Here is a 12,623-nt window from a genome sequence, read left to right on the forward strand (position 1 = left end):
GATAAGATGAAGAAGCAGGAGTCCAACGAGAATAAAAAGCCTGCGGCAGCACGCAAGGTCACATGGAAGCCGGGAAATATGCTCTATCCGGTTCCGGCAGTAATGGTGAGCTGCCGGAGAGAAGGGGAAACACCCAATATTATAACCGTTGCATGGGCCGGGACCATATGCTCATCCCCGGCCATGCTTTCCATATCCATTCGCCCGGAACGGTATTCCTACGATATCATAAAAGAAACAGAAGAATTCGCGGTGAATCTGGTTACAAAGGATCTGGTGCGCGCTGCAGATTATTGCGGGGTGAAGTCTGGCAGGGACGTGGATAAATTTACGGAAATGAATCTGACACCTTGTGCATTGAAGCATATCAAAGCGCCTGGTATAGAAGAAAGTCCTGTGAATTTAGCCTGCAGAGTGTTGGAAATAAAGCACTTGGGAAGCCATGATCTGTTTTTAGCTGAGGTGATCGGGGTGACTGTGGACAGCCGGTATATGGATGAGAAAGAAAAATTCCATTTAAATCAGGCAGGCCTGGTAGCCTATTCCCATGGAGAATATTTTGAACTGGGGAAAAAGCTTGGCAGCTTTGGCTATTCTGTAAGAAAAACAGAGAAGAAGCCGGCGGGCAGGAGGAAAAACAAATGATGAATAAACTTGACAACATTACACTGATCGGAATGCCGGCTTCCGGTAAGAGTACGGTGGGGGTCCTGTTAGCAAAACGCCTGGGATACTCTTTTGTAGACGTGGACATCATTATCCAGGAACAGGAAGGGCGCCTTTTAAAGGAAATCATAGCAGAGGAGGGCCAGGAGGGATTTCTTAAGGTGGAGAACCGGATCAATGCCGGTCTGGATGTCCATCACAGCGTCATTGCTCCCGGTGGAAGTGTGATATATGGAAAAGAGGCCATGGAGCATTTAAAAGAAATCAGCATTGTGGTTTATTTAAAGCTCAGTTATGAAGATGTGAAGGAGCGGCTGGGAAACCTGGTGGACCGCGGTGTGGTATTAAAAGATGGTATGACATTAAAGGACTTGTATGACGAACGGATCCCTTATTATAAGAAATATGCGGACATAACCATGGATGAAACCGGGCTTGATGCAGGGGAGACCGTAGATCAGCTCAGAGCGTTTATGGAGGAGAAGTTCGGTTTAACTACATAAGATACGGAAATATCTGCATATTTACTCAAAAGTCCGGGTAACGTGTATTATACCCATTGCTGCTGTGAAGTAATTGAATAAACCATATTGAAAAAGCCGATTCAGGCAAAACCCGGATCGGCTCTTTCATTTTTATCGTTCTTGGCAAGGGGTACCGTTTACCCTTTCTTTTATTTACTTAAATCGTACCATCCCAAGTGGAAACCTTCTCTTTTTGGGATTCCTCCTCATCAAACCACCGTGTGGTAACGACCTTGGATTCGGTGTAGAACCGCATGCCATCCTTGCCCAGGCAATGAAGATCGCCAAAGAAGGAGTTTTTGTGTCCCGCAAATGGGAAAAAGCCGATAGGTACCGGAATCCCCACATTGACTCCCACCATACCGCCGTCGGTCCGCCGGGCGAACTCTCTGGCATAATAGCCGGATCCTGTAAAGATAACAGATCCGTTAGCAAATTTGTTTTTATTCATCAAGGTAATGCCTTCTTCGAAATTCTTGACACGCTTGATGCACAGCACCGGCCCGAATATTTCAAAATCTCCAATGGACATGTCCGGCGTTACATGATCAAATATGGTAGGGCCTACATAGAAGCCATTTTCATAGCCGGGGACTTTGCAGCCGCGGCCATCAAGTACCAGCTTCGCACCTTCATCGATTCCTTTTTGGATGCAATCCTCCACCCACTTTTGATGGTCAGCATTTATGACAGGTCCCAGGGCTGTGGACTTGTCATAAGCGGGGCCTACCTGCAGGTTCTTTGCCTGGGATACAATCTCGGCCACAAGATTGTCAGCTATGGATTCCTGAACAACAACCACGGGCAGTGCCATGCAGCGTTCACCGGCACAGCCAAAGGCAGCATTGATAATGCCTGCTGCAGTACGCTTAATGGGCGCGTCCTCCAGAACCAATGCATGATTCTTAGCCTCGCACAGTGCCTGGACCCGCTTGCCGTTCTTGGCTGCTGTTGAGTAGATGTGCAGTCCCACCTTTGTGGAGCCAACAAAGCTGACGCCTTTGATATCCGGATGGTTAAGGAATATCTCGGCCTCCTTGCGGGAGCAGGTGACAATGTTCAGTACGCCGTCAGGGAGGCCGGCCTCTTTGTAGAGCTCGGCGATACGCAGCGCGCTCTGGGGCGTGAACGTTGCAGCCTTCATGACGATTGTATTTCCGGTGGCAATGCACATAGGAGCCATCCAGCCCATCGGGATCATTGCAGGGAAGTTAAATGGAATGATGCCGGCAAATACCCCTAATGACTCCCGGTACAGCACGGTATCAAAGCCTTTGGAGGTATCCTTAAGGCTCTCACCCATCATAATTGCAGGGGCTGTTATGGCGTTTTCGGTTCCTTCAATGGCTTTCAGCACGTCACCCTGGGCCTCAGACCATGCTTTTCCGTTTTCCTGGGCCACCAGGTAGGTGAGCTCGTCGAGGTGTTCGTGCAGAAGATCGCGCAGTTTGTATAGAACTTGAACTCTTTTTACAACTGGAGTTGCAGACCATAACGGGTAAGCGGACTTTGCCGCTGCAATGGTACTCTCTACCTCGGCCTCGGTGCAGCACGGTACCTTGGCGATGACCGCGCCCGTGCTGGGATCATATGCATCCAAATAATTCTGGGTTTTCGATTCTATAAAGGAACCGCCAGAAAAGAACTTTAGTTTCTTTACTTCAGACATTGTGAATTCCTCCTATCTATAGACTATCATGTAAATATAGAATACAGCATGGGGGAATAATAAGTAAATTGTACTTAGGGTCTATTTATGTTCCACTTTTTGTTGAAAGCTGTAGAACATACCTGTATATGTTCCTGGGAATTACCGGAATTACCATATAATGATAAGAACCTGCATCGTATCAATATACTGCTGCAGGTTCTTTATTTATCTGATTTTTTTTCGTGTTCTACCAGCTTAATCAGCCTGATTCTGTTGTTTACCTTCATTTTTTCGTATATATGATTGAGATGCTTTTTAAAAGTGGAGGTTGAAACAAAAAGTGTTTCGCAAATTTGTGTATCACTGTATCCCTCACAGATATAGTACAGTACCTCAAGCTCTCGTTTGGATAATTCATACTTTAACAAAGCCCTCTCCAACTCAAACTTTCCGTCCAAGGTTTTTGAGCTTTTTTGCAGCAGCTTGTACAGCTGCAATGATATATGGTTTCTGAGGGTCCCCAGGACGCACATATCTCTGGTGTTAAAATTCTCAATGTCAGATTTACGCCACAATATAATGTATCCCAATAAATATTCTTTATGGTATAACACGATGCTAAGAGCCCGCTGTAAATCATCAATTACTATATTGCGCATTTGCTCCTGATTTTTGAAATGAGACAGCACCGGACCCCGGGAAACCGGACCGGATAAATCCAGACAAAGCCCTGTTATGAATGGACAGGTTTCCAACTGTTCTTTTAGGATTTGAATGTCTTCGTCCGGTACGTTTTCAGTGTGTATTTCTTTAACCGTGAGCGCACTTTCGTTTGGATAGGTAATGCAGAGTATGCCAATGGAATAATCCAATACCAAATTCAGAAATCCCAATACCTGCTTTGGAAAGTCATCATAATCTTCGACACAGTTTATGCGGTATATGAGTTGTACTATAGTTAACCAATCGGCTACAGACAAAGACATACTCATAGTATCAACTCCCTTGAAAAATTGTTTAATATTTATATTATTATAACTGGAAGTAAACATAATGTCAATGATATGCACAACATTCCATAGAACTGGAATTCTTTTATTTTTATATTTTTAATTTGAATTGATCCATCAGGTGTTTCAGCATCTGAGCCTGTCCGGCCATTTCCTGGCTTGCGGCAGCACTTTCCTCTGAAGTGGCGGAATTGGTCTGAACAACGCTTGAGATCTGGTCTATTCCCTGTGTTACCTGGGCCACGGCATAAGCCTGGTCCTCTGATGCCGCTGATATTTGATGTACCAGACCGGCGACCATCCGGGAGGACTGGACGATGCGGTCCATGGTTTCCGCCGTTTCTTTGGCAATGTGGTTTCCAGCTTCAATGGAATCCAAAGCCCGTTCGATTAATACTGCGGTGTTCTTGGAGGCTTCCTGACTCTTATTGGCAAGATTTCTGACTTCATCCGCAACAACGGCAAAGCCCTTGCCTGCTTCTCCTGCCCTTGCGGCCTCAACAGCTGCATTCAGGGCCAGAATGTTGGTCTGAAAAGCGATGTCTTCAATGGTCTTTATTACTTTTCCTATTTCAGCGGATGCATCGCTGATGGTATCCATAGCCTCCGTCAGATTCTGCATCCGTGTTTTCCCGAATTCAAGCTCCGCGGAGGTATCGTTCACCTGATTGTTTGTCTCTTTGGCATTTTCTGCATTCTGGTTTATATTGTTGGAAATATCATTGATGGTGGCAGCCAGTTCTTCTATGGAGGAGGCCTGTTCGGTTGCACCCTGGCTTAAGGCCTGCGCACTGCTTGCTACCTGCTCTGCACCGGAGGCTACCTGATCCGATGACTGGGTGATTCTGGTCATGACATCATTTAAGGATTGGGTCAGGTCCTGGATGGAAATCTGTACGGAGCGGAATTCCCCTTTAAATTCCTGGGAATCATGGGGGATATCAAAATCCCCGTGAGCCATCCTGCTTGTGGTGGCGGAGATGTAATCCATATAATAGGAGATCCGTGTCATCATAGTTCTCATGCTGTCGGCAAGATGTCCCAGCTCATCCTCTGCGCGGAAATCCAGCCGGCATTTTAAATCACCCTGTGCCATTCGGTCGGCAACTTCTTTTAGTTCGTCGATCGGGCGGGTGATCCCTCTTGTTATGAACGCCGCAATGATAACGGAAACTGCGATGGAAACAAGTATGATCGCCCCCATTACAGCCACGAATATAGAAGTCTGGGTGGATAATTCTGCTGATTTTATATTGCCGGTATTTGATTTATCAGCAAGCAGGGTATTGATGGTATCAGCTATTTCAGCTGCCAGCGGGGCTGCCTTGCTGCGGAAAAAAGCCATTGATTCCTCTGGAGATTTCGTATCCGCCAGTTCGATTGACTGATCGCGTATTTCATCGTATGCTTTCATCTTCTCTGTCAGCTGGTTGTAAAGCTCCTTCTCGGAGGCTGTTTTCATCCGGGTCTGTACCTGCTGCATTTTTTGATTTATCGTATCGATCTGATTATTTAAATTTTCTTTCTGTTTCTCGGTTTCTTCCTTGCTGTCGGAAAAAATTATGTATAAAACTGTGGCCCTGTGGGCCTGAAAGGCCTGTCCCAGGCTTCCGATGTCTCCCTGGGCAAATCCGTAATCCTGTAACTCGGTTTTATATTCATGATTAACGGTGCGAATCAGCATAATGCCTATCATCCCTGCCAAACCTGAAAATAATACAACGATAAGGAATGTTAAAATCAATCTCTTTCCGACGCTTAACTTTTTCAGCATATAGTTTTCCTCTCTGGTCTTTTATTTGGTATTTGTTATATCCATTCTTAGCAAATAGCTGTTCTTTAAAATTCCTCCTTTTGATAGGTTGCTGTTTCTATCATGCTTTTGGACAGGCTTCAAAACTGGTATTAATTACATATTATTATATAATATGGCAGCCTCTTGTGTTGTTCCAAAATATGGTATTATTGGTACATTATAGTTATTTTTCTGACTATAGTCAAGAATAAGACTATACTCTATTCTATTTATAGAACTATAGGAGGTCCGGCATTTTGATTAATTACAGCCCATTTTGGAAAACACTGGAGAAATCCAGAGAATCGACCTATACACTGATCTATAAATACCATATATCCAGCGCGACGATTGATAAGCTTCGCAAAAACAGGCCTATGAATACTACGACGCTCAATGATCTGTGCCGCATCTTAAACTGCAGGTTAGAGGATATAGCAAGATATGTTCCGTCGGAAGAGGATTCCAGGCTGTAAGAGGAAGGGAATAAAGAGCTGTTTCCTGCGTTTTTCGGGCAGGGGCCGGCTTTTTTTGATGAAATCCGGTATTTGTATGCTTAAATCAATGAAAATGTTAAATGTAATACTTTACCAGAATTAGTATATTGCTTCCAACCGCGGTTCACTTAAGCGGCAAGTGTTGACATAATTCGCGCTGTGTGTATATTATAAAATGAATCTTTAGTTTTATAAGTTAAAATGAATATGGCGGAATGAGAATTGAAATGAAGCAAGCGGAAAAACACAGCATTATCCTTATCCCCTCTCTTGAGCCTGATGCAAAGCTTCCGGTTTACATAAAAGAGCTAAATAAATATGGACTATCCCGTATCGTGATCGTGGATGACGGTTCCGGAGGAAATTACCAAAATATTTTTAATGCATTGGAAAACGGCGGATGCACCGTGCTTCGGCATAGGGAGAATCTTGGCAAAGGTACTGCACTTAAAACCGGCTTTCAATTTATTAAGGAAAACTTAAACGGTTATTCGTGCATTGTAACGGTGGATTCAGACGGTCAGCATGCCGCGAAGGATGTATATAAGCTGATAAAAGAAGCCGTATGCCGGCCGGATGCCCTTTTGTTAGGGGTAAGAGATTTTAAAGAGGCCGGAGTTCCTGCTAAATCTCTTATTGGTAACCGTATTACATCGGCAGCATTTGCTGCGCTGTATGGGAGATACCTTTCTGATACCCAGACGGGACTCAGGGCTTTTGGTCCGATGCTCATGGATCAGATGCTTGCCATAAAGGGCAGCCGGTTTGAGTATGAAACTCAGGTTTTGATTACCTGTATCCGGTCTAAGATCCCCATCCTTACAATTCCGATTCAGACAATTTATGAAAATGAAAATAGAAGCACCCATTTTAATGCCGTCGGAGACAGCTTGAAGATTATACGTATTATCACGTCTGATTTTATCAAGTTTTTTTCATCTTCCATCATTTGCTCTGCAATTGATCTGGGTATAGCCTGGGCGCTGCTCGATTTACTGAAGTCCGTATTGCAGGGAAAGGACTTCCTTAGAATTATTTTTGCCACTGTGGCCGCACGATGGGTTTCGATTGCTGCAAATTATCTGTTGAATAAGAATTTTGTATTTCAGGACAAGCAGGCCAAAGGCCGTGGCCTTATTCGTTATTTAATCCTGTGCGTGATCAATATACTCCTTTCTGCGGCCGGCGTGTATATTTTGCATACTGCATTGGGATCAAACGAAAAAATGGCAAAAATGATCTGCGATACAGGTTTGTTTATTTTTAGTTATCAAATACAACAGCGCTGGGTATTCCGTGCGTAGAGGGCTGGTTTCATGAATAACGAAGAGAAAAAACGAAATGTGGTTTTTATCATTGCCATGGCACTGATGACAATGTATCTGGGCTGGCGTGTGGTATTTACCCTGCCTTTTCATCAAGGTGTACTGAATCTTGTATTTGGCATATTGCTGATCGTTGCCGAAACAGTTACGGTATTTACTACCTTTGAGCTTTTCTATCAAAAGATGCGGATGAATAAATTTCATCTTGAATGCCCGGAAATACCGGATGAATGCTATCCTGATGTGGATGTTTTCATAGCGACCCATAACGAACCGGCAGACATCCTGTATAAAACAGTAAATGCATGTACGTTCATGACCTATCCGGACAAAAGAAAGGTACATATCTATATCTGCGATGACGGCAACCGGGAAGAGATCGCAGGATTGGCCAGGCAGTTCGGAGTCGGGTATCTTGGGCTTGCAGACAATAAGAATGCAAAATCAGGTAATTTAAATAATGCTTTAAGCAGGACATCTTCACCGCTCATTGCGACCTTTGATGCGGACATGATCCCCCAGCATACGTTTCTCATGAAAACGGTTCCTTATTTTCTGCTTCCAAGGTTCGTGAAAGAAAACGGGGAATGGAGGTTAAGAAAGGAAGAAGAGCTTGATAAGAAGTTAAAGATCGGATTGATTCAGACGCCTCAAAGCTTTTATAATCCGGATCTGTTCCAGTTCAATCTGTATGCAGAGGGAAACATCCCGAATGAACAGGATTTCTTTTCCAAAGAAGTCAATACCATGAGAAATGCCTCCAATGCAGTTGCATATACCGGCAGCAATACGGTTATTGCAAGGGAAGCCATGGAGAAAATAGGTGGTTTTCCGTTAAAAACCATTACAGAGGATTTTGAGACAAGCATCCGGATACAAAAAGCCGGATACATCACCTATGCAACGGATGAGATACAGGCGGCCGGGCTTGCCACAACTACCATAAAGAGCATGCTTAAACAGAGAGTGCGCTGGGCACGGGGCGTAATACAGAGTCTTCAGAATACCCATGCGGTTTATACTCCAAAGCTTCCTCTGCTTGCAAGGATTACATACTTAAACAGTTTTTTGTACTGGTGGTCCTTTTTTAACAGGCTGATCTTCATTCTTTCTCCGATCCTGTTTGCGCTGTTTGATTTTCAGATCGTTAACAGCCATTTCTGGGATGTGGTGGTGTTCTGGCTTCCGGCATACTTTTTTTACAGCATATCCATGCGTTTTTTATCCGGCAATATCCGGAACCAGAGATGGAGTCAGATCATCGACACCATATTTATGCCATATTTGATCATCCCGGTGCTCCTTGAGACTTTTCATATACACCAGAGAACATTTAAGGTCACGGATAAAAAGAAAGAAACGGGCGGTATTGGTTTCGGTTTTGCCATCCCTCATGCCGTGTTACTGGCACTGTCCATTGCGGCTATGGTACGTTTTGTGAACGGGAAATACGGATGGGCATTGTTTTACAGCAGCATTATCATATTCTGGATCACTTATAATATGGTTGCATTGTTCTATGCCATATTCTTCATGCTGGGAAGGCGTACATACAGAAGCAACGAGCGGATCAGGGCGGAGGAAGACATCAGGATCCGGTATAAGAAATTAAGTTATGAAGCAAAGACCTTAGATGTTTCCGAGAATGGATTAGCCTTTTGGTCCGGGAAACCGGTCTATCTTCCGGACAGCAATAACATACAGTTTGAGATCACTACACCCTGTTATAAAGCCAGTCTTTTCGGCAGGATCGTCTATGTGAAAGAGCAGAGCGGGGGCTGGCGTTATTCCGCAGCCGTTCAGGCGGCAGATGATGAAAACAGACGCCAGTATATGCAGGTCATATACGACAGGACGCATTCCCTGCCGAAGAAGATGGATCTCTGGATCACCGCTTATGACGATATGCTCAGAAATATAGTAAAACGCTTAAGGCGGCCATTTCCAGACAGGAGAAAAATGCCGAGAATCCGGCTGGGCAAACAGGTTGTATTTGCAAACGGAGCTGCCTGCAGGCTGATTGATTTTAATTACCGTTTTTTTTCCGTTTCTGATTTTGATACAAACGGAAGCCAGGATGACAAGTTCATTTATACGACGGAAAGCGGCATTCCGTTAATCCTGAAACGCACGGGAACGTACATACGGCATTCATCGGAAGAGCTTCTGTCAATTGTGAATTTAAATGACCTTATTAAAAGGAATCAAATCAATCAGATTTTGGTTGATATAACAAATGCAAATGAAGATGAGGGTTAAATGATGAGCGTTATAATCCAGGTTATCACGGCGGTGCTGCTTCTGTGCTCCATATCCGGCTATATGATGTTTACAAAGGCAAGGCTAAAGCTTCAGACAGAATTCATTCCTGTTTTTGTCTGTTCCTCCATTGGATGCGCAATGTACTTTTGCGGACTGGCGGGGTATCTGTTACCGGGGGCAGTGGCCGTGTTTGCTGCGGGTATCGTACTGTTCGTGTTATATCTGGCTGCTTTGATCAGGCGGAGAGCGTATTTAAATTTCCGTATTTCCCTGTTTTTAGCAGCATTCGGGACCGGAAGCCTGTTCTTTTTTCACCAGCTCCTGGTCAGCAGGCTGATACATTATGATAATTTTTCCCATTGGGCCATTGTTGTCAAGTACATGCTCAGTACCAATGCGTTTCCGGATGCGGCTTCTGCTCTGATTGATTTTAAAAATTATCCCCTGGGTTCTTCCTCGTTTATCTATTTTATCTGCCGTTTTGCCGGAAATTCCCAGGCAGTCATGCTGGCAGCCCAGGGATTTCTTATCTTTGCCTGTTTTTATGCCATGTTCGGCGTAATTACGGAAAAGAAACGGTTTCTGCTGTATGCTTTTTTGGCTGCGGGCTGTTCCGTTCTGTCCATATTTAACATTACCATAAGGATCAGCAACCTGCTGGTTGACTTTCTGCTCCCCATATATACCCTTGTATTATTTGTGATGATATACAAATATCAAAGGGAGATAAAAAAGGCCTGTATCAGTATCATACCGGTAGCGGGATTTTTAATGATAATAAAAAATACCGGAACAATATTTGCGGGAATCGGGCTGATTTATCTGGTTTATGTCTGGTTAAGGAACAGAGATAAGCCCTTATGGAAAAACGGACTGGGAATCCTCCTCTCGATCGGTGCTGCTTTTATTCCCTGCCTGTTATGGGGGCTGCATGTGGCGGCCGAATTTAAGGGAGTAGAAAATAAGTTTGAAATTTCAGCGGATAGCATCCGGAACATTTACGGCGGGAAAAGCCCGGAAGAGATAGGACAGATCATCTCGTTGTTTGTCAAAACGGTATTCGATATCACCAGCCGTCCTGCCATGGGAGTGGCAGGCTTTCATATTGCTGCAATAACAGCCGGCATTCTTGCGGCCGTCCTGCTTAAGAAAAACTGGAATTTATGGAAAGCTCTGGCCGCTTTGGACACCGTCCTGATCGGTTACTATGTTGGGATACTTGGGCTTTATATTTTCTCCATGCCGCTTGATGAGGCTACACGGTTAGCGGGATTTGAACGTTATGCGTCCAGCATTGTCGTCTTGTTTGCCGGAGGGCTCATCCTGTGTGCAACGGTGGATATTGAAAACTCGTTTTATTATAAGACCGGTGAGGTTCCTTCTTATCGGGCTTTTAAGACCGCAGAGAGTAAAGGCAGATATCAAAAAGGTATCATTCTTTTTACTGCTCTGGCCGTAACTCTGCTGATGTCAGAATACAACGGTATGAAAACCATTCAGCGTTCCTATAAAACGACCCTGCCTTACAAGGTATTCAAGGTTACAGGGGACCGGTGGTATTCCGGAGGCAGGGTGGATGAAGCAAGGTACTTATTTTACGCATCGGATGCTGACGGCCAGGTAACGGATTATTATCTGCAGTACATTGGAAAATATATGCTTTATGCGCCGAACGTAGACGGCATTTGTGCTTTTTATGAGGATAACCTGATTCATCTGTTAATCAGTTATGATTACCTTGTTATAGTTGAAAGCGATGCAGAGGCAAAATATCTGATGAAAAAGTATTTTGGCGTTTCCGGGCAGGAAGGGATTTATAAAATCATTCATTCCGGCGGGGAGCTGGCCGTTGAGCCGGATGCACCCGTGGGTTAAGGTCGCAAAAAGTAAATTTCTATGTTATACTGCCTGTATGAGTACATGGAAATCAAAGACCATATCCATTATATGGCAGAAACAAAACAGTATGCCTTTTTTAAATTACTACGGGAGGTGCGGCTGGAATGGAACGATTAACAAAAGTACAGATGCAGTATCTGATGTCATGGATACAGGAGGAAGGGAAGAAACGGTCTTTTTATCATCTTGCCCTGATGCACGGTGTTGCCAAGTCTACGGTCCAGAGGACCATGAACGTTTTGGTTGGCAGGGGATACTTAACAGAGGAATATAAGCTGACAGAAGAGGGAAGGCGTTATATGGCCTGGTATGTACCTCGGCATCAGTCACTGGTCAACTGGCTCTGCCTGCATGAGATCGAGCCCTCCATGGCAAAGTCTACGGCTCATGCATGGCTTGCAGATACAGAAGATCCGGTTATCGATATGCTGCTAAAGAATTGCCTGATCTGCAGCATCTGCAAAAAGGCGGCTTCTGAAGCCAGGGAAAGGATACTAAAGAATATTGATTTGTCTGAGCACATTCCAACCGGCGTATATGAGGTGGGAGTAAGCTTTTTTAAGGATGGAGCGGATACTCCGGGCAGGGAGCATTCCATGGCGGATGAAGCCTTTGAGAAGCCGGCCCGTCTGATTATTTCAGAGGAAGACAGCTATGTGGAGCTAAAGCGGATCAGGGTCGTCCGCCTATCCTATAAAGGAACCGATCTGGTAAGCGGAAAGCTGAAATCCATGGATTATGTGGTGAATGGGGAGAAGGAAAAGGCACAGATCGACGGCGAGACAGTTCGGATTCCCAGCCGCCATATTCAGTGGTATTGCTCAGACAATGAACTGGATTTGTGGGGACAGCTGCAGGTCTTAGTAACCTGTACCGCCGGAATCTGCCATATGCCAAAGCGTACGGCTCTTCTTCGGGTTCAGTTTAACCAGATTGCCGGGGGCTCAAACCGATAAGATTTCCCGATAATGACAAAGTCGTATGACAGTATGCA

Annotated in this window: 10 protein-coding genes; 7 read left to right on the top strand and 3 right to left on the bottom strand. The window is 44.6% G+C overall.

All coding sequences use genetic code 11. The annotated features are described in order from the left end of the window. The first annotated feature begins 6 nt into the window (after positions 1 to 6). The gene (locus tag BQ9856_RS22015) at positions 7 to 645 is read left to right on the top strand and encodes a flavin reductase family protein (RefSeq protein ID WP_077612921.1); all 639 of its coding nucleotides are present in this window, start codon (positions 7 to 9) and stop codon (positions 643 to 645) included. Continuing rightward, complete coding sequence (locus tag BQ9856_RS22020; RefSeq protein ID WP_077612922.1) at positions 642 to 1,169, top strand: shikimate kinase; 528 nt, start codon at positions 642 to 644, stop codon at positions 1,167 to 1,169. The genes BQ9856_RS22015 and BQ9856_RS22020 overlap by 4 nt, the downstream gene beginning before the upstream one ends. A 178-nt stretch (positions 1,170 to 1,347) precedes the next feature. Here BQ9856_RS22020 and BQ9856_RS22025 read toward each other — a convergent pair whose 3' ends face one another. The 3 genes from BQ9856_RS22025 to BQ9856_RS22035 form a co-directional block, all read right to left on the bottom strand. Continuing rightward, on the bottom strand, positions 1,348 to 2,859 hold the full coding sequence (locus tag BQ9856_RS22025) for a CoA-acylating methylmalonate-semialdehyde dehydrogenase (RefSeq protein ID WP_077612923.1): 1,512 nt from the start codon (positions 2,857 to 2,859) through the stop codon (positions 1,348 to 1,350). Positions 2,860 to 3,062: 203 nt separating this feature from the next. Then, positions 3,063 to 3,833, bottom strand: coding sequence for a response regulator transcription factor (locus tag BQ9856_RS22030; RefSeq protein WP_159442063.1), 771 nt, complete (start codon positions 3,831 to 3,833; stop codon positions 3,063 to 3,065). Between the two features lie 109 nt (positions 3,834 to 3,942). Next, positions 3,943 to 5,625: a methyl-accepting chemotaxis protein gene (locus tag BQ9856_RS22035; RefSeq protein ID WP_077612925.1), complete on the bottom strand. Its 1,683-nt coding sequence runs from the start codon at positions 5,623 to 5,625 to the stop codon at positions 3,943 to 3,945. Between the two features lie 278 nt (positions 5,626 to 5,903). Between BQ9856_RS22035 and BQ9856_RS22040 the strand changes: the two genes are divergently transcribed. The 5 genes from BQ9856_RS22040 to BQ9856_RS22060 all read left to right on the top strand — a co-directional run bounded on the left by BQ9856_RS22040 (position 5,904) and on the right by BQ9856_RS22060 (position 12,585). Next, complete coding sequence (locus BQ9856_RS22040; protein ID WP_077612926.1) at positions 5,904 to 6,122, top strand: helix-turn-helix domain-containing protein; 219 nt, start codon at positions 5,904 to 5,906, stop codon at positions 6,120 to 6,122. 248 nt (positions 6,123 to 6,370) lie between these two features. After that, positions 6,371 to 7,447, top strand: coding sequence for a bifunctional glycosyltransferase family 2/GtrA family protein (locus BQ9856_RS22045; protein ID WP_159442064.1), 1,077 nt, complete (start codon positions 6,371 to 6,373; stop codon positions 7,445 to 7,447). A 12-nt stretch (positions 7,448 to 7,459) separates the two neighbouring features. Continuing rightward, on the top strand, positions 7,460 to 9,727 hold the full coding sequence (locus tag BQ9856_RS22050; protein WP_077612928.1) for a glycosyltransferase family 2 protein: 2,268 nt from the start codon (positions 7,460 to 7,462) through the stop codon (positions 9,725 to 9,727). After that, entirely contained in the window at positions 9,728 to 11,605 is a 1,878-nt protein-coding gene (locus BQ9856_RS22055; RefSeq protein WP_077612929.1) for a hypothetical protein, read from the top strand. 128 nt (positions 11,606 to 11,733) lie between these two features. After that, entirely contained in the window at positions 11,734 to 12,585 is an 852-nt protein-coding gene (locus BQ9856_RS22060) for a hypothetical protein (RefSeq protein WP_077612930.1), read from the top strand. Positions 12,586 to 12,623 lie beyond the last annotated feature (38 nt).

Origin of the sequence: Clostridium sp. Marseille-P2415 (genome assembly GCF_900155545.1) — a bacterium.
Lineage (GTDB): Bacteria > Bacillota > Clostridia > Lachnospirales > Lachnospiraceae > Lacrimispora.

Excerpts from the sequence above, each read along its gene's own strand:
- BQ9856_RS22060 (WP_077612930.1), top strand. The coding sequence starts at position 11,734 with ATGGAACGATTAACAAAAGTACAGATGCAGTATCTGATGTCATGGATA.
- BQ9856_RS22050 (WP_077612928.1), top strand. The coding sequence starts at position 7,460 with ATGAATAACGAAGAGAAAAAACGAAATGTGGTTTTTATCATTGCCATG.
- BQ9856_RS22020 (WP_077612922.1), top strand. The coding sequence starts at position 642 with ATGATGAATAAACTTGACAACATTACACTGATCGGAATGCCGGCTTCC.
- BQ9856_RS22015 (WP_077612921.1), top strand. The coding sequence starts at position 7 with ATGAAGAAGCAGGAGTCCAACGAGAATAAAAAGCCTGCGGCAGCACGC.
- BQ9856_RS22045 (WP_159442064.1), top strand. The coding sequence starts at position 6,371 with ATGAAGCAAGCGGAAAAACACAGCATTATCCTTATCCCCTCTCTTGAG.
- BQ9856_RS22025 (WP_077612923.1), bottom strand. The coding sequence starts at position 2,859 with ATGTCTGAAGTAAAGAAACTAAAGTTCTTTTCTGGCGGTTCCTTTATA.
- BQ9856_RS22035 (WP_077612925.1), bottom strand. The coding sequence starts at position 5,625 with ATGCTGAAAAAGTTAAGCGTCGGAAAGAGATTGATTTTAACATTCCTT.
- BQ9856_RS22055 (WP_077612929.1), top strand. The coding sequence starts at position 9,728 with ATGATGAGCGTTATAATCCAGGTTATCACGGCGGTGCTGCTTCTGTGC.
- BQ9856_RS22030 (WP_159442063.1), bottom strand. The coding sequence starts at position 3,833 with ATGAGTATGTCTTTGTCTGTAGCCGATTGGTTAACTATAGTACAACTC.